Below are 18290 nucleotides of genomic sequence, written 5' to 3'. Positions count from 1 at the left end.
GTCAACCACTATTTTCAAAACTTTTTTCAAGCGCTTGGCTTGGCTAATTTGGCTTTCTGATTCGTTCTGGTTTCCTAAGAAGCCATCCCGTGTCAGCGAGGTGGCATTATAGAGATTTCGATCACACTGGCAAGCCCTTTTTTAAGTTTTTTTCGTTTTTTTATTCGTTCGATTAAAAAGAACTCAAAACGCCTCAAAAGTAGGCTTTTATCTTACATATTCTTCAGTTTTTCAGTGAACAAAGAGACTTTTTCCCAGTTTGTGTACTCAACTTCCTTCGTTGTATCCGTTTCACCACCTGTCATATTCATAATAAAGCGGATCATGGTTCTATCGAACCAGTTATAACGTGGGTAATAGAGGGCACCTGCAAATACACCGATTAAAGTCGGCTGCCATGGAGACTTGGTAAGGAACTTCTTAATATACGCACTGCCTTCTGGTGTATCTTTGCCTTGGTCTTCTTTACGCGCCGTTAAGTTAACACAGAAGAACGCAACCTTGCTTGATTGCAACTGAGTAAGGTTGGCATCAATAAATTGATATAGCTTCTTATTAAGGTGGCCATAACGAATCGATGCGCCAATCAACACTCTGTCGTACTGAGCAAAGTCCACCTTGCCAATAGTGTGCAGATCTTGAAGCTCACATTCGAACTCACTCATTTCTTCTTTTATATAGTTCAAGATTTTCTTGGTCTGCCCTTCACGGCTTGAATACAAAAATAGAGCTTTTGCCACAATGTTGTCCTTAGCTACGCCAAAACGTAGGGGTCAATAAGATTAATAAGGTGAAGATTTCTAATCGGCCAAACAGCATAGATACGATAAGTACCCATTTTGCTTTGTCGTTCACATCGCCAAAGTGCACCGCGACTTCACCAAGGCCCGGGCCAAGGTTATTTAATGTCGCCGCTACCGCAGAGAAAGCACTCAACTCGTCCATACCAGTTGCAATAAGAGCCAGCATACAAACCACAAACACTAATGCGTATGCAGAGAAGAAGCCCCAGACCGCATCTACAACACGTTGTGGTAGTGCAGAACCGCCAACCTTGATGGTATAGACAGCCCGTGGGTGAACAAGACGCTTCATTTCACGAGCACCTTGCAGAGTAAGTAGTAAGATTCGAATCACTTTCATACCACCACCCGTAGAACCTGCACAGCCCCCTATAAAAGAAGAGAACAAAAGCAGTACGGGTAAGAACAATGGCCACTCTGAGAAACCCGTCGTTGTAAAACCCGCGGTCGTAGAGATAGACACGGTTTGGAACAAGGCTTGGTCGAAAGCATCGTAGTACGAATCATAAGAGTGATGATTGAGCAGTAATAAGAAACAAACCAAGAACAGTACTGCCTGAATAAAGATAAAGGCGCGGAACTCAGGATCTTTCCAATAATACTTAGGATGCACACCACCTGAAGCAAATGCAGCAAAGTGAAGCGAATAGTTACATGCGGATATAAGAAGGAACACAACTGTAATCATGTTGATCGCAGGGCTATTGAAATACCCCATGCTCGCATCGTGAGTCGAGAAGCCACCAATCGCAATAGTAGAGAAGCTATGACTGATGGCATCAAAGAAGCTCATCCCAGCAAGCCAAAACGCCACTGCACAAGCAATGGTTAAGCTCAGGTAGATGTACCAAAGCGCTTTTGCCGTTTCAGCAATACGCGGAGTCATCTTGCTATCTTTTACTGGACCTGGGATTTCAGCACGATATAGCTGCATACCACCGATACCGAGAACGGGAAGGATGGCGACCGCCAATACGATGATACCCATGCCACCAAACCACTGTAGAAACTGGCGATAAAATAGAATTGCCTTAGGCAGATCATCGAGGCCGACAATTACGGTCGCACCTGTCGTAGTTAATGCAGAGAAGGATTCGAAGAAAGCATCGGTTACCGACACATTGGGGTTATCGGCGATCAAAAACGGCAGCGCACCCGCACTACCGATTACCGTCCAAAACAGAACAACAATCAAAAAGCCATCACGCGCTTTCAATTCATGCTTATAGCGTCGGTTTGGAAACCAGCAAGTTGCTCCACAGAATAAGAGAACGAAGAAGGTCGTCACAAATGGCACACCCGCACCATCTCGATAGATCAGTGCGACGAGCGCAGGAGCAAGCATTGATACACTAAAAAGTGCTAATAATAATCCGACGATTCGAATAATTGAGCGAAATTGCATGAGCTATTGAACGAAGCGAAATGCTTCACACTTCCTAGTTGTCTTTGACTTTCGTTACCAGTGCCTTAGCACCGCTTTTATTGATCATGGTTTGGGTAAACGAATCTACCTGAAGGAGCTCTATTTCAATAATAAGCTCAACTTGAACACCATAATCCGCTTGGACCTCAACAGCCTGATGCTGAGCCATGATGGATTGTGCGATCGGCACAAAGCCATAGTCTAACTCTAGCCGTAATTTTGTGGTTATTTTTTTCTCGATAGTTTGAAGCAGCTTGAGAGCTTGTTGTACGCCACCGCCGTAAGCCTTAACCAAACCGCCGGTTCCAAGCTTAATTCCGCCAGAGTAGCGCGTCACAACAGCCGTTAATTCACCGACACCAGAGCCCGATAGTTGCGCCAAGATAGGCTTACCCGCTGTACCCGAGGGTTCACCATCATCACTGAAACCCCAAAGCATTGAGTCTTCAGGTCGACCAGCAACAAAACCCCAACAGTTATGCCTCGCTGAAGAATGCTCTTTTTTCACCTGTTCTACGAACTGTTTTGCAGCTTCAACACTTGGAGTATGAGCAAGATGCGTAATAAAGACGCTCTTTTTTATCTCTTCTTCAAACAGAGCCGACGCAGAAGGTATTAAATAAGGCTGTTCATTCATATCGTTAACTTAGTTAATAAGAGCGACGAAGTGTATCACGCGTGAATAATAAGGGTTAGAGGATCTGTGTCATCGCACAATGTTAAACAATTGTTTAAAAAATGTATTGAAATTAATCAAGCAGAGGTACAGACTAAGATAACTGGTCTTACCAGGTATTCTACAATAATAGAAAGATAACAAGATTCTCTCAAACAATCGTGGATTGTATGTCATGGAGATAGACAATGATTTACCAAGCTAACACCCTACAGGTAAAGGAATTACAAGATGGTATTGCGGAATTAAGCTTCTGTGCACCAGCCTCTGTAAACAAACTCGACCTTGCTACTTTAGAATCACTAGATAAAGCGTTAGATGCTCTTAATGCTCACGCAGGATTACGTGGTTTAATCTTAACTTCAAACAAAGACGCGTTCATTGTAGGCGCAGACATCACTGAATTTCTTGGCCTATTTGCTAAGCCAGAAGCAGAACTTGATGAATGGTTAAGATTCGCTAATTCAATCTTCAGCAAGCTCGAAGACCTTCCTGTCCCAACTCTTTCAATGATGCGTGGCCATGCCCTTGGCGGCGGCTGTGAATGTGTACTCGCTACCGATTTCCGTATCGGTGACAAGACCACCAGCATTGGCCTACCTGAAACCAAACTTGGCATCATGCCTGGTTTTGGTGGTTGTGTACGCCTACCTCGTGTTATCGGTGCTGACAGCGCAATGGAAATTATCACGCAAGGCAAAGCATGCCGTGCAGATGAAGCGCTTAAAGTTGGCTTGTTAGATGCGATTGTTGAAACAGACCAGTTACTAGAATCGGCAATCAATACCGTTTCTCTGGCTGCTAATGAAAAATTAGACTGGCAGCTACGCCGTAAACAAAAGACATCAGCGCTTTCACTAAGCAAACTCGAAGCGATGATGAGCTTTACCATGGCGAAGGGCTTAGTTGCTCAAAAAGCAGGGCCTCACTACCCAGCTCCGATTACTTCTGTGATTGCGATTGAAGAAGCAGCACGCAGCAATCGCGATGCAGCACTCGACATCGAACGTAAGCACTTCGTTAAGCTAGCGAAATCGGAAGAAGCAAAAGCATTAGTTGGCTTATTCCTGAATGACCAGTACATCAAAGGCTTAGCGAAACAAGCGGGTAAGTCAGCAAACAAAGCAACTGAGCGTGCAGCCGTACTTGGTGCAGGTATCATGGGCGGCGGTATTGCTTACCAATCAGCTCTAAAAGGCGTGCCAGTGATGATGAAAGACATCGCACAAGCATCGCTTGATCTAGGTATGAACGAAGCATCTAAGCTGTTGAATAAACGCTTATCACGCGGTCGCTTAGATGGATTCAAGATGGCAGGTATTCTGTCTTCTATTACTCCAAGCCTGCATTACGCGGGTGTAGAACAGTCGGATGTGATTGTTGAAGCAGTAGTAGAAAACCCGAAAGTAAAAGCAGCAGTACTGAGCGAAGTGGAAGGTTTGGTTGGTGAAGACACGGTTCTAACATCAAACACCTCTACAATTCCGATCAACCTGCTAGCGAAATCACTGAAGCGCCCAGAAAACTTCTGTGGCATGCACTTCTTTAACCCTGTGCATCGCATGCCTTTGGTTGAGATCATCCGTGGTGAACAAACTTCAGAAGAGACCATCAATCGCGTGGTTGCTTACGCAGCGAAGATGGGTAAATCCCCAATCGTTGTTAACGACTGCCCAGGCTTCTTCGTTAACCGTGTACTTTTCCCTTACTTTGGCGGTTTCAGCATGTTGCTACGCGACGGTGCTGATTTCACTAAGATAGATAAAGTCATGGAGCGTAAGTTCGGTTGGCCAATGGGGCCTGCTTACCTACTAGACGTTGTAGGCCTGGACACAGCACACCACGCACAAGCTGTGATGGCACAAGGTTTCCCAGAGCGTATGGGCAAAGAAGGTCGTGATGCGATTGATGCACTTTACGTTGCTGAAAAATACGGTCAGAAAAACGGTAGCGGTTTCTACACATACAGCGTAGACAAGCGTGGTCGTCCGAAGAAGACCTTCTCTGAAGACATTCTTCCTATCTTGGCTGACGTATGTCAAGCACCACAAGATTTTGATGACCAAACAATTATCCAGCGCGTGATGATTCCAATGATCAACGAAGTGGTGCTTTGTCTAGAAGAAGGCATTATCGCGACACCGCAAGAAGCGGATATGGCACTGGTTTACGGTTTAGGCTTCCCTCCATTTAGAGGCGGCGTATTCCGCTACTTAGACAGTGTGGGCATTGGTAACTTCGTTGAAATGGCGAAGAGCTACCAAGACTTAGGTGCAATGTACCAAGTTCCTCAACTATTGCTTGATATGGCAGCGAAGGGCGAAAGCTTTTACGACAGCCAACAAGCCAGTTCTCTGTAACCCACATTTGGAAAAGGAATAGCAAAATGAAAAATGTAGTTGTTGTTGATTGCCTTCGCACCCCAATGGGACGTTCCAAAGGTGGAGCTTTCCGTCACACTCGTGCTGAAGATCTGTCTGCACATTTGATGAAAGGCATTTTAGAGCGCAACCCAGAAGTAAACCCTGTCGAAATTGAAGATATTTACTGGGGTTGTGTACAACAAACACTAGAGCAAGGCTTCAACGTTGCACGTAACGCTGCCTTGCTTGCTGGTCTACCGATTGAGATTGGTGCTGTAACAGTCAACCGTTTATGTGGTTCATCTATGCAAGCTTTGCATGATGCAACTCGCTCTATCATGGTTGGTGATGCTGAAATCTGCCTGATTGGTGGTGTGGAGCACATGGGCCACGTACCAATGAACCATGGTGTTGATTTTCACCCAGGCATGTCAAAACACGTAGCAAAAGCGGCCGGCATGATGGGGCTAACCGCTGAGATGTTAGGCAAAATGCACGGTATTAGCCGTGAAGACCAAGATGCATTCGCAGCACGCTCACATGCTCGCGCTCAAGCAGCTACGGTTGAAGGTCGTTTCAAAAATGAAATCCTGCCAACCGAAGCTCACGCTGCAGACGGTTCTCTGTTCACTCTGGATTACGACGAAGTCATTCGCCCAGAGACAACAGTTGAAGGCTTATCCCAGCTGCGTCCGGTATTTGACCCAGCAAACGGCACAGTAACAGCAGGTACTTCATCAGCTCTGTCTGATGGTGCTTCTGCAATGCTTATCATGAGCGAAGAGAAAGCTAACGCACTTGGCCTTAAGATTCGCGCTCGCGTGAAGTCTATGGCTATCGCTGGCTGCGATCCTTCAATCATGGGTTACGGCCCAGTACCAGCAACCCAAAAAGCACTTAAACGTGCAGGACTAACCATTGAAGACATGGGTGTGATTGAGTTAAACGAAGCGTTTGCTGCTCAATCTCTACCTTGTGCTAAAGACTTAGGTCTACTGGATGTTGTTGACGAGAAAGTAAACCTTAACGGCGGTGCGATTGCTCTGGGTCACCCACTAGGCTGTTCTGGTTCTCGTATCTCGACGACGCTAATCAACCTGATGGAAGCACAAGACGTGAAATACGGCTTGGCGACTATGTGTATTGGTTTAGGCCAAGGTATTGCAACGGTATTTGAACGCCCATAGCGTTTACTGACTGTAATATTTGAAGGGTAATCTTTTGTGCAGCTATATTTATATAGCTGCACTTTTTATTGCTTGGCATCCAACAATGCATCGATTGTGTTCAGCTAACTCAACGAGAGAAAAACCAACCCTGACATCTATGCACAAAACGCATATATTCAATGTTGATGTTTCATTATTTTTTCTCGGATGATTCAACTAAAGTTACTTCAGTTTCCTAATATTCCTCCACGGAGCAGATCATGTTTAAAGCACTTGTACTAAACCAAGAAGACAAAAAAACTATCGCGTCAGTTTCTCAAATTGAAGAATCTCAATTACCAGAAGGTAACGTGAAGATTGATGTTAGCTACTCTTCTTTGAACTACAAAGATGGTTTGGCGATTACAGGTAAAGGGCGCATTGTTCGCAACTTCCCTATGGTTCCTGGTATCGACCTTTCTGGTGTGGTTTCACAATCTGATGACCCTCGCTACAAAGCAGGCGACGAAGTGGTTCTAACTGGTTGGGGTGTTGGTGAAGGTCACTGGGGCGGCATGGCTGAGAAAGCAAGCCTAAACGGTGATTGGTTAGTGCCAATGCCTAATGGTCTAGACGCTAAGAAAGTCATGGCGATCGGTACAGCAGGCTTCACGGCAATGCTTTGTGTGCAAGCTATCGTAGATGCAGGCATCAAACCAGAAGACGGTGAAATCCTAGTTACCGGCGCAAGTGGCGGTGTAGGTAGCGTATCTATCACTCTACTAAACCAACTGGGCTACAAAGTGGCAGCAGTGACTGGCCGTGCTTCTGTAAACGGTGAACTACTTAAATCACTAGGCGCGACACGTATTGTAGAGCGTGCTGAACTAGAAGAACCAGCTAAGCCACTAGAAAAACAACTGTGGGCTGGCGCTATCGATACGGTAGGCAGCAAAGTGCTTGCGAAAGTATTGGCGCAAATTGATTACAACGGTGCGGTTGCGATGTGTGGTCTAGCAGGCGGTTTTGACTTACCAACCACGGTAATGCCATTCATTCTGCGTAACGTTCGCCTACAAGGTGTTGATTCTGTAATGTGCCCTCGTGAAAAACGTATTAAAGCGTGGGAACAACTGGCTGAGCTACTACCAGAATCTTTCTACGCTCAAGCAACCAAAGAAGTGTCTTTAGACGGTGCAATTCAAGCAGCAGAAGACATCACTAACGGTCAAATCACTGGTCGCGTAGTCATTAAACTATAGGCTCTCAAACATAAAGTTATCAAACCTTAAGCAACAGCTTTAGGCTTGGATAACCCAAAACAACAAAGGGCTGATTTTTATCAGCCCTTTTGCGTTTTTGTCATTCGGGTCAAGTGAACTCAGACTCAGATCCGGTTAACCCAAACCGACATCCGCAATCCGTTTTTGAATCAACTCACCACACTCTTCTTTTACCACTCTTCTTAACCATTGTTGTGAAGCAGAAGAATCGCAACGCGAGTGCCAGATCAGTGAGTAATCAAACGGCATAAATTCAAATGGTAATGGCTTAACAACCAAGTCATAACGCTCTGCTACCAAATAAGCCAAATCAGCAGGCACAGTAATCACCAACGGCATTCTATCGACAATCGCCAATGCCGCTTCAAGGTGATAAGCACGCAGTACCATTTTTCTGGGTTGTTGATTAGCTAAAGCGTTGTCCAATAAAGCCTTAACACCATCACTGATCGCAATCATCGCATGTGGGAGTGAAACATAGTCTTCAAGGCTTAAAGGTTGATCGGCTAATGGATGGTTTTTAGATAACAGACACGATACACCAACCGGCCCCAAGACTTCTTGATGAAGTGGTGCAATGCTGCCACTCGGACGACAGATCGCCATATCAACGCGTTCGGTGCTGAGCTGTTTAAACAAATGCTCATGCTGCAACGGAGCAAACTCCAAAGAGATATTGGGTGCTTGTTCATAAATCTTAGGCAACGCATAAGGCAAGATGGTTTGCATCGCATAATCGGTGGTAGCGATCAGAAAACGTTCGCTGCAATAGTAAGGGTCAAAGTCACTCGGACTCAGCAATTGGCGAAAAGACTCCAAAGGCTGATCAATACGCTGACTGATCTCGAGTGCTTTCTTGGTAGGAATAAGGTGCTGACCTTGACGTGTAAACAACGGATCGTTTAGTAATTCTCTTAAACGCCCTAATACTCGACTGGTTGCGGATTGGCTTAAGTTAAGACGAAGCGCGGCCTGGCTTACGCTGCCCTCTTCAATCAATACCTTTAAAGCGACCAATAAATTAAGGTCTCTACGATAGATGTCTTCTAATTCCACGCCACTTACCTAGCTGTATACGATTGCCATTAGTCACTAAGTTGTTTATAGCATGCTTTAGATAAAAAAAATCCCGCAATTACGCGGGGAAGCCCAAGAAAATTTGGGGATAGTGTCGGAATGTTGTCGTATCGGAATTCGCTTGCTGTATTCGGGTTAGTGCTCTTGCTCTTCGGCTATGCCTTGCCAACGGCGCATCTCTACCCAAATACCAATAATCGTTGCTACTATGCCAAAAATAGGCATCAGTGAGGTCTCTGTCGATGAGCGTAGTACTAACGCACAAAAAGAAATAAAACAGAGAACCGAATAAATTGTTAATCTATCTAATCCTGTCAACATCGCCACTCCTTAGCTAGTTGCCTTTGCTTCAAGTTGTTATCAACTTGTTAACTAAGTTATAGGAAATGATTCTGTTTGCCAAGCACTTATTGCATATTTTTTCTGCAGACGTATTATTCACTCGTTAGATAGATATAGAGATACAAACCATGACATTCAAACCTGAACTGGCAACCCATACTTTAGAAGCTGAAGGCCTGCGTTGCCCGGAACCAGTAATGATGGTCAGGAAGACAATTAGAAACATGCAGGATGGCGATGTGTTACTGGTAAAAGCTGACGATCCTTCGACAACTCGAGATATTCCGAGCTTTTGTCGATTCATGGATCACCAGTTGGTAGGCCAAGCAACAGAAACGTTGCCTTACCAGTATTTGATCAGAAAGGGATTGGAGGCGTAACGCCCCACCGACTATCAAGTATCAAAAAAGCCGCTCGTACCTTATGTTCTTAAACAGAACTCAGAGTACGAGCGGCTTTTTGTTTATTCGCTTCTAGATTTGTTTTGCAGATGCTCCAGCTGATGCTGAATTTCTCGGATATCTTTGCGCATCGGAATAATATGCGCGACCCGAATCCAAGCCTCTACCGCAAGTGCAGTCATGATGATGGCACCCGCGACCATTGGCAGCCACATGTCCGTCAACACCATGCCTAACAGTGTAAGTGCAAGACCAAAAGTAAATAGATAACTTTGGCTTTGTGGAGTAATACCCATATAACGCGTCAACATAATCATGCCCTCGTGTTCTTAACTCACAAGATTAAAATATCATGACAAGTATGACAGTTATATGTCCATTCGCTCGATAAACCCCACAATACTGTAAGAGTATGACCTACAACACATTACTCTACTGATTGAGTATAATAAGACTCAAAACACTTACGAGTAAAACGCAGCAGCGATAGCTAAACCCACGAATAGCGAGGCTGTGATCTTACGAATCAGATCAAGAGGCATCTTATCAGCAGACAGCTTACCGATGATCACCACAGGCACATTTGCCAGCAACATACCAATGGTTGTACCCAGAATCACCCACGCTAATGCATCCGCATATTGAGCCCCTAGGATAGAGGTCGCAATTTGGGTTTTATCGCCGATCTCAGCAATAAAGAAAGCGATAAAACTGGCGACAAACGGTCCTCGGTTTGAGATCTGTTCATCGTCATCTAACTTATCGGGAATCAAAATCCAGCCAGCCATCGCAATGAAACTGACCACCAGCACCCACTTTAATACTTCAGGTGAAAGATAATCAGCAACCACGACCCCGAGCCATGCTGCAAGGGCATGATTGGCAATGGTGGCAAAGAAGATAGCTGCGATGATAGGTATCGGCTTGCGATATCGACTGGCTAATAAAAGAGATAGCAACTGAGTCTTATCACCGATCTCGGCTAAGGCGACAGTTGTAATTGAAATTGCTAAAACGCTCACGACATGCTCATTTGGGATGGGGATTATTATATTTAACCAAAGACAAACCTCGCGCCCCATCCCGGTTCACGATGCTTGTCTATGGTCTTGCTAAGCACCACCAAGGTGGTGGTTGCCTCGAACGCCATGATGATTTTGCATCAATTATGTTGACGAACGAACTCATTCAATAGGATATGAATAAGTAAGCTACTCCCCAAAGACCGCGAGATTTTAATAGCCCATGCTTTCAAACACAAGTGTCAAAGTTATCAAAATATCCACTTGTGCCGAAAAACAAACATTAAAGGCACAAAAATCCACTAAACGACATTTTAGACCACTAATTAAACAAGATTACCCCTACTCGCTTTACAAATATCTCGGTATACTCAGAGGTTATTTTTCTCATTCATTTAAAAGAATCGCGCGAACCTGACTATGCAAAAATACGATATCAAAACCTTCCAGGGAATGATCCTCGCGCTGCAGGATTACTGGGCTCAAAACGGTTGTACCATTGTTCAACCTCTAGATATGGAAGTAGGTGCAGGCACCTCTCACCCAATGACATGTCTACGAGCACTTGGCCCAGAGCCAATGTCTACAGCTTACGTTCAACCTTCTCGTCGTCCGACCGATGGCCGTTACGGTGAAAACCCGAACCGTCTGCAGCACTACTACCAATTCCAAGTAGCGCTAAAACCATCGCCAGACAATATCCAAGAGTTGTACCTAGGCTCCCTAGAGGTTCTTGGTGTTGACCCACTTGTTCACGACATTCGCTTCGTTGAAGATAACTGGGAAAACCCAACACTAGGCGCATGGGGCCTTGGTTGGGAAGTATGGCTAAACGGCATGGAAGTAACTCAGTTTACTTACTTCCAACAGGTTGGCGGCCTTGAGTGTAAGCCAGTAACTGGCGAGATCACTTACGGTATCGAGCGTCTAGCAATGTACATCCAGGAAGTAGATTCTGTTTACGACCTAGTATGGAACGTAGCACCAGACGGTTCTAACGTGACTTACGGTGACATCTTCCACCAAAACGAAGTTGAGCAATCGACGTACAACTTCGAGCACGCAGACGTAGATTTCCTATTCACTTTCTTCGACCAGTGCGAGAAAGAGTGTAAAGAGCTACTTGAGCTTGAGAAGCCACTGCCGCTTCCAGCTTACGAGCGCATTCTAAAAGCAGGTCACGCATTCAACATCCTTGATGCGCGCAAAGCTATCTCTGTAACAGAGCGTCAACGTTACATCCTTCGTATCCGCAACCTGACTAAATCAGTTGCTGAAGCGTACTACGCGTCACGTGAAGCGCTTGGCTTCCCAATGTGTAAGAAGGACAAATAATCATGGCGAAGAATTTTCTAATTGAACTGGGTACGGAAGAGCTTCCACCAACAGCACTTCGTTCTCTAGCAGAAGCGTTTGCTTCTAACTTTGAAGCAGGTCTTAAAACGGCTGAGCTTTCTCACGAAGGCATCAAGTGGTACGCAGCACCTCGTCGTCTAGCACTTAAAGTAACTGCACTGGCTGAAGGCCAAGCAGACAAAGTGGTTGAGAAACGTGGCCCTGCTGTTTCTGTGGCGTTCGATGCTGAAGGCAACGCGACCAAAGCGGCACAAGGTTGGGCTCGTGGTAACGGTATTACTGTTGAGCAAGCTGACCGTCTGAAAACAGACAAAGGCGAGTGGCTTCTTTTCAAACAAGAAGTAGCTGGCAAACCAGTTCAAGAATTGGTGATGGACATTGCTGCGAAAGCACTGGCTGGCCTACCAATTCCTAAAGCAATGCGCTGGGGTAACTCAGACATTCAATTTATCCGTCCAGTAAAAACACTAACAGTACTACTAGGTGATGAGCTTGTTGAAGGCGAAATCCTAGGCGTAGCATCTGCTCGTACTATCCGTGGCCACCGTTTCATGGGCGAACAAGAGTTCACAATCGACTCTGCTGACCAATACCCTGCGATCCTAGAAGAGCGCGGTAAAGTAATGGCGGATTACGAAGCGCGTAAAGCAATCATCCTTGCTGACTCTCAAAAAGCGGCAGCAGCGGTTGGCGGTAAAGCTGACCTAGAAGATGACCTTGTTGAAGAAGTAACGTCTCTGGTTGAATGGCCAGTAGTACTTACAGCGAAGTTTGAAGAAGAGTTCCTAAAAGTACCTTCTGAAGCTTTGGTTTACACCATGAAAGGTGACCAAAAGTACTTCCCTGTTTACGATGAAAACAAGAAGCTACTTCCTAACTTTATCTTCGTATCAAACATCGAGTCTAAAGAGCCTCGTCACGTTATCGAAGGTAACGAGAAAGTTGTACGTCCACGTCTTGCTGATGCTGAATTCTTCTTCAACACAGACCGTAAGCGTCCGCTGATCGACCGTCTTGCTGAGTTAGACCAAGCTATCTTCCAGAAGCAGCTGGGTACTATCAAAGATAAAACAGACCGCATCACAGAACTTGCTGGCTACATCGCTGAGCAAATCGATGCTGACGTTGAGAAGTCTAAGCGCGCAGGCCTACTGGCTAAGTGTGACCTAATGACCTCTATGGTATTCGAATTTACGGATACTCAAGGTGTGATGGGCATGCACTACGCGACTCACGACGGTGAAGACGAGCAAGTTGCACTGGCACTTTACGAGCAATACATGCCTCGTTTCGCGGGTGACGATCTACCAAGCACGGGTATCTCTTCAGCAGTAGCAATGGCAGACAAGCTAGACACTATCGTAGGTATCTTCGGTATTGGCCAAGCACCAAAAGGTTCTGACCCATTTGCACTTCGTCGTGCGTCTCTAGGTGTGCTACGTATCATCGTTGAAAACGGCTACAACCTAGACCTAACCGATCTAATCGGTAAAGCGAAAGAGCTACTAGGCGACAAGCTGACTAACAAAAACGTAGAAGCTGACGTTATCGACTTCATGCTAGGTCGTTTCCGCGCATGGTACCAAGATGCTGGTTTCAGCGTTGATATCATCCAAGCGGTACTAGCACGTCGTCCAACTAAGCCTGCTGACTTTGACCAACGTGTTAAAGCGGTTTCTCACTTCCGTGAACTGGAAGCAGCAGAAGCACTAGCAGCAGCGAACAAGCGTGTAGGTAATATCCTTGCGAAATTCGATGGCGAGCTACCAGCTGAAATCGACCTAACGCTTCTTCAAGAAGACGCAGAGAAAGCACTGGCTGAAAACGTTGAAGTAATGACGGAAGCACTAGAACCAGCATTCGCAACAGGTAACTACCAAGAAGCCCTAAGCAAGCTTGCTGATCTACGTGAACCAGTTGATGCATTCTTCGATAACGTAATGGTTATGGCTGATGACGAAGCGCTTAAGAAGAACCGTCTAACGCTACTGAACAACCTACGTAACCTGTTCCTACAGATTGCTGACATCTCTCTACTGCAAAAATAAGCACAAGTGAGACAATTACTCTAAGTCATACTCTGAGTAATTAACGGTAAACACCCAAAGGGAAGCGAAAGCTTCCCTTTTTGTTTTTGTGAACCAAGCATTTGTTTGTAGAGGTCTTATTGATTAACTGAATGAAACAGCACTCAGACTGTAGAGGGCATTGTTTGCTATAACTGACCTGTTTATTCAGGGGAAGGGAACAATGAAAAAAACAGTACTCGCGCTTTCAATACTCGCACTCAGCGCATGCAGCCAAACCAGTGACAACAACCTATTACTGACAATTGATAACGACACTGTCGTATTCGAATCATCCGGTAAAGGCACCGTGATTGCAGAACAGGAACTCGCGAAAGGTAGCTATACCTTCTCTATCAGCGATACTCAAAATACCTGTGGCACCAACTATGCGCTGGCTGAAGAAAACCGCATCAAATTCAATAAACCCCTTCGCCTAGACGACTGCGCCGAGAAGTCTGAATTAGATATCAAGATCTTTCGCGCTAACACCTATCAGTTTATGCTCAACCCACAAACCAATGAACTGACCGTTCAGATAAAGCCGAAGCAACAACAAGTACAAAGCTTTGCTTGTCCGGTTCCTAGTGACGAACCAACCATCATCGACGTTGCTCAAACCTTTGATGATGGCACCGTGGTTAGAGACGCTCTTTCAGGCAAACAAGTCACAGTAACGAATGGCAGCGTCACCATGCAGCCAGCAGAAAATAGCCAAGGTGTTCTGCTGCTTGAGAAAGTAGAACCAGAAACCAAAGCTGACTTTAGTTGGGATAACGCCACGGTTTACTTCGTAATGACTGACCGTTTCCACAATGGTAATCCTGATAACGACAACAGTTACGGTCGCAGCCAAGATGGACAAGACGAAATCGGCACCTTCCACGGTGGTGACTTGGCAGGCTTAACCGAAAAACTCGATTACATAGAATCACTCGGTGCTAATGCTATCTGGATAACGTCTCCGTTAGAGCAAATCCACGGCTGGGTTGGCGGCGGTGATCGAGGTGACTTCAAACACTACGGCTACCACGGCTACTACCATCAAGATTGGACCAAGCTCGATGACAACATGGGCACCGAAGACGAGCTAAAAACCTTCATCGATACCGCGCATAGCAAAGGCATTCGTGTTGTTTGGGATGTGGTAATGAACCACACCGGCTATGCGACGCTTGCCGACATGCAAGAGTTTGATTTTGGTAAGCTCAACCTAACTGACGAAGAAGCCAAACAAACACTTGGCGAAAACTGGACAGATTGGCAACCTGCCAAAGGTCAGAACTGGCACTACTTCAACAACTACATCTCTTACAGCGACAAAGAAGCGTGGGAAAAGTGGTGGGGCAAAGCTTGGCTACGCAGCGATATCGGCGCCTATGACTCTCCGGGCTACAATAACCTCACCATGTCTTTGGCGCATCTGCCTGATTTCAAAACAGAGTCGACAGAGACAATCGGGCTGCCTAATTTCTATCGCAATAAGTCCACCAGCGCGACCGATGAACTCAAAACACCTCGTAACCATTTAATCACTTGGTTATCGGATTGGGTGCGCGAATATGGTGTCGATGGTTTCAGGGTCGATACCGCTAAACACGTTGAACTCGAAGCATGGGCAGAACTGAAAGAGAGCACCAACCAGGCACTTGCCGAGTGGAAACAGAACAACCCAGACAAGGCCTTGGATGACTTACCCTTCTGGATGACTGGCGAAGTATGGGCACACAGCGTGGTCAAATCAGATTACTTCGCTAACGGATTTGATTCGATCATCAACTTTGAATTCCAGAGTGATATCGCACCAAAGGCGCTCAAGTGCCTATCCGATCTTGATGCTGATTACCTTCGATACGCAGAGAAGATCAACAACGACAGCGAGTTCAACGTACTGAGTTACCTTTCGTCTCACGACACCTCGCTATTCTGGACACAACATGGCAGTGACTTTGCAAAACAAACCAAAGCTGCAAACGCGTTGATGCTGGCTCCCGGTGCGGTACAGATCTATTACGGCGATGAAATCGCCCGAGACTTTGGCCCAACGGGTTCTGATCCAATGCAAGGCACACGCTCAGACATGCCTTGGGATCAAATCACTGGCGAACGTGCAGAGCTGCTAGAACACTGGCAAGCGCTTGGCCAATTCCGCCAACGCCACCCAGCCGTTGCTCAGGGTAAGCACATCATCCGTAACAGCAAGGGCTACTATGCGTTCGAACGCCAATACCAAGATGACAAGGTATTAGTCGTTTATACCGGTTCGAACTAAACCTTCATTAACATAAACACCAGAAACTAAAGGGGAAGCTTAGGCTTCTCCTTTTTTATCGCTAAAGGTACGTTCAATAAGCAAGCTGTCACTCATTAACCAAACTTTATAGAAGTTTTTTACGTGTTAGAGCATTTGGCGCTATGCGTCGCAAAAACATTGCGGTATGTTCAAGGAATACACTGATGGCAGACATAAGGTCTGCCTTAATGACACGTAACAAGCAATCACAATGAATTAGGTAAAATTAGTAATGCAGTTCTCTAAGTTTGGCGAAAAGTTTAATCGATACTCTGGAATCACTCGTTTAATGGATGATTTGAATGATGGCCTGCGCACTCCTGGCGCTATCATGCTCGGTGGTGGCAACCCAGCCGCTATCCCTGCCATGCTCGATTACTTTAACCAAGCCAGTGCCGACATGCTCGCCAGTGGAGAACTCATCGCCGCCCTCGCCAACTACGATGGTCCGCAGGGTAAAGACAGCTTCATCAAATCGTTAGCGGCAATGCTGAAAGAGACCTACGGTTGGGACATCAGCGAGAAGAACATAAGCCTGACTAATGGCAGTCAAAGTGGCTTCTTCTACCTATTCAACCTGCTAGCAGGCCAACAGCCTGACGGCTCACATAAGAAAATCCTACTGCCGATCGCACCGGAATACATCGGCTACGGCGACGCGGGTATTGATGACGATATTTTTATCTCTTACCACCCAGAGATCGAACTGCTAGAAAACCGTCAGTTTAAATACCACGTTGATTTTGAACAACTAAAGGTTGATGACTCAGTCGCGGCTATCTGTGCATCTCGTCCAACCAACCCAACGGGTAACGTACTGACCGACGAAGAAGTGCGTAAACTGGATAAACTGGCGCGTGAAAACAGCATCCCACTGCTGATCGACAATGCTTACGGCCTGCCGTTTCCTAACATCATCTTTGAAGATGTCGAACCGCTCTGGAATGAAAATACGATTCTGTGCATGAGCCTTTCTAAGCTTGGTTTGCCGGGTGTGCGTTGCGGTATCGTAATTGCGAGTGAAGAAGTAACACAAGCATTGACCAACATGAATGGCATCATTAGCTTAGCGCCAAACAGTGTTGGCCCTGCAATTGCCAATCACATGATTGAAAAAGGCGATTTACTGCGCTTAAGTAGCGAGGTAATCAAACCTTTCTATAAAGATAAGTCACTACGTGCAGTTGAACTGTTACAAGACGCTATCGACGACCCTCGCTTCCGTATTCACAAGCCTGAAGGCGCTATCTTCTTATGGCTATGGTTTGATGAGCTGCCGATCACCACAATGGAACTGTACGACCGCCTTAAAGCTCGCGGCGTATTGATTGTTCCGGGTGAATACTTCTTTATCGGCCAAGAAGACGAGTGGGATCATGCTCACCAGTGCTTACGCATGAACTACGTACAAGATGATGAGGCGATGCAGAAAGGCATTGCTATCATTGCTGAAGAAGTGAAAAAGGCTTACTCAGAGCAGTAATAAGAGCTTTTAGCTTACCGCAGGTCAAATACAAAAAGAGCACCTCATTAGGTGCTCTTTCACTTTTACTTCCCGATATTTTTTAGCTCTAAGGAGCTAACAGTAATTAGCCTTCTAGTAAACTATTACCATTGATAGCAATCTTACGTGGTTGCATCGCTTCTGGGATTTCGCGTTCGAGGTCGATGTGAAGAAGACCATTTTCCATGCTTGCACCTACCACTTTTACGTAGTCAGCCAGTTGGAATTTACGCTCGAAATCGCGCTCTGCGATACCTTGGTATACGAAGGTTTTCTCTGCTTCTGCTTTACGCTCACCTTTCACAATTAGCATGTTCTCTTTCTGAGTCAGATCTAATTGGTCATCAGCAAAACCAGCGACTGCCATAGTAATACGGTAGTTGTTCTCGTCTTTTTGCTCGATGTTGTATGGAGGGTAACCGCCAGAAGAGTTCTTCGATGTATTCGCTTCCATCATGTTGAATAGACGATCGAAGCCGATTGCGTTGCGGTAAAGTGGAGTGAAATCTACAGTTCTCATAATGCTATCC

At 45.8% G+C, this 18290-nt stretch carries 16 protein-coding genes and 1 riboswitch; of the genes, 8 read left to right on the top strand and 8 right to left on the bottom strand.

What is annotated here, in order from left to right; all coding sequences use genetic code 11:
- Positions 1-212 precede the first annotated feature (212 nt).
- Genes hemG through AB4375_RS14490 form a run of 3 tightly spaced genes read right to left on the bottom strand, consistent with a single transcriptional unit; the run spans position 213 to position 2866 of the window.
- Positions 213-740, bottom strand: coding sequence for a menaquinone-dependent protoporphyrinogen IX dehydrogenase (gene hemG, locus AB4375_RS14500; protein WP_065584162.1), 528 nt, complete (start codon positions 738-740; stop codon positions 213-215).
- 10 nt (positions 741-750) lie between these two features.
- On the bottom strand, positions 751-2208 hold the full coding sequence (locus AB4375_RS14495) for a TrkH family potassium uptake protein (RefSeq protein ID WP_008223210.1): 1458 nt from the start codon (positions 2206-2208) through the stop codon (positions 751-753).
- 34 nt (positions 2209-2242) lie between these two features.
- Positions 2243-2866 carry a YigZ family protein gene (locus AB4375_RS14490; protein WP_017058823.1) on the bottom strand — a complete coding sequence of 208 codons (624 nt, stop codon included), beginning with the start codon at positions 2864-2866 and terminating at the stop codon, positions 2243-2245.
- 227 nt (positions 2867-3093) lie between these two features.
- On the opposite strand from AB4375_RS14490, the gene fadB reads away from it, so the two are divergent.
- The 3 genes from fadB (at position 3094) to AB4375_RS14475 (ending at position 7678) form a co-directional block, all read left to right on the top strand.
- On the top strand, positions 3094-5265 hold the full coding sequence (gene fadB, locus AB4375_RS14485; protein WP_372051857.1) for a fatty acid oxidation complex subunit alpha FadB: 2172 nt from the start codon (positions 3094-3096) through the stop codon (positions 5263-5265).
- Positions 5266-5291: 26 nt separating this feature from the next.
- A complete protein-coding gene (gene fadA / locus AB4375_RS14480) occupies positions 5292-6455 on the top strand; it encodes an acetyl-CoA C-acyltransferase FadA (RefSeq protein WP_017058821.1) in 1164 nt (387 codons plus the stop codon).
- 242 nt (positions 6456-6697) lie between these two features.
- Positions 6698-7678 (top strand): MDR family oxidoreductase, encoded by a 981-nt coding sequence (locus AB4375_RS14475; protein ID WP_372051855.1) that lies wholly within the window; start codon positions 6698-6700, stop codon positions 7676-7678.
- 135 nt (positions 7679-7813) lie between these two features.
- Here the strand turns inward: AB4375_RS14475 and AB4375_RS14470 are convergent, their stop codons facing one another.
- Both AB4375_RS14470 and AB4375_RS14465 read right to left on the bottom strand, forming a co-directional pair.
- Positions 7814-8755, bottom strand: a complete 942-nt coding sequence (locus tag AB4375_RS14470; RefSeq protein ID WP_004736673.1) for a LysR family transcriptional regulator — start codon at positions 8753-8755, stop codon at positions 7814-7816.
- A gap of 156 nt (positions 8756-8911) precedes the next feature.
- Positions 8912-9097, bottom strand: coding sequence for a hypothetical protein (locus AB4375_RS14465; protein ID WP_004736674.1), 186 nt, complete (start codon positions 9095-9097; stop codon positions 8912-8914).
- A gap of 149 nt (positions 9098-9246) precedes the next feature.
- On the opposite strand from AB4375_RS14465, the gene tusA reads away from it, so the two are divergent.
- Positions 9247-9498 (top strand): sulfurtransferase TusA, encoded by a 252-nt coding sequence (gene tusA / locus AB4375_RS14460; RefSeq protein ID WP_004736675.1) that lies wholly within the window; start codon positions 9247-9249, stop codon positions 9496-9498.
- An 83-nt stretch (positions 9499-9581) separates the two neighbouring features.
- Here tusA and AB4375_RS14455 read toward each other — a convergent pair whose 3' ends face one another.
- Both AB4375_RS14455 and AB4375_RS14450 read right to left on the bottom strand, forming a co-directional pair.
- Positions 9582-9836, bottom strand: a complete 255-nt coding sequence (locus AB4375_RS14455) for a hypothetical protein (protein ID WP_017058818.1) — start codon at positions 9834-9836, stop codon at positions 9582-9584.
- Between the two features lie 147 nt (positions 9837-9983).
- Complete coding sequence (locus AB4375_RS14450) at positions 9984-10541, bottom strand: TMEM165/GDT1 family protein (RefSeq protein ID WP_372051853.1); 558 nt, start codon at positions 10539-10541, stop codon at positions 9984-9986.
- A gap of 93 nt (positions 10542-10634) precedes the next feature.
- Positions 10635-10751, bottom strand: a riboswitch (yybP-ykoY riboswitch).
- A 210-nt stretch (positions 10752-10961) separates the two neighbouring features.
- Between AB4375_RS14450 and glyQ the strand changes: the two genes are divergently transcribed.
- The 4 genes from glyQ (at position 10962) to AB4375_RS14430 (ending at position 17739) form a co-directional block, all read left to right on the top strand.
- Positions 10962-11876 (top strand): glycine--tRNA ligase subunit alpha, encoded by a 915-nt coding sequence (gene glyQ / locus AB4375_RS14445; RefSeq protein ID WP_017632669.1) that lies wholly within the window; start codon positions 10962-10964, stop codon positions 11874-11876.
- 2 nt (positions 11877-11878) lie between these two features.
- Positions 11879-13945 carry a glycine--tRNA ligase subunit beta gene (glyS, locus tag AB4375_RS14440; protein WP_372051851.1) on the top strand — a complete coding sequence of 689 codons (2067 nt, stop codon included), beginning with the start codon at positions 11879-11881 and terminating at the stop codon, positions 13943-13945.
- 202 nt (positions 13946-14147) lie between these two features.
- Complete coding sequence (locus AB4375_RS14435; RefSeq protein ID WP_017058813.1) at positions 14148-16235, top strand: alpha-amylase; 2088 nt, start codon at positions 14148-14150, stop codon at positions 16233-16235.
- Positions 16236-16488: 253 nt separating this feature from the next.
- Positions 16489-17739, top strand: a complete 1251-nt coding sequence (locus tag AB4375_RS14430) for a valine--pyruvate transaminase (RefSeq protein WP_372051849.1) — start codon at positions 16489-16491, stop codon at positions 17737-17739.
- A 106-nt stretch (positions 17740-17845) separates the two neighbouring features.
- Here the strand turns inward: AB4375_RS14430 and AB4375_RS14425 are convergent, their stop codons facing one another.
- Entirely contained in the window at positions 17846-18280 is a 435-nt protein-coding gene (locus tag AB4375_RS14425; protein WP_009848140.1) for an Hsp20 family protein, read from the bottom strand.
- Between the last annotated feature and the right edge of the window lie 10 nt (positions 18281-18290).

The organism is Vibrio sp. 10N.261.51.C6 (assembly GCF_041471785.1).
In the GTDB taxonomy this organism is placed as follows: domain Bacteria; phylum Pseudomonadota; class Gammaproteobacteria; order Enterobacterales; family Vibrionaceae; genus Vibrio; species Vibrio crassostreae_C.
This window is presented reverse-complemented; position numbering and strand designations above follow the sequence as displayed.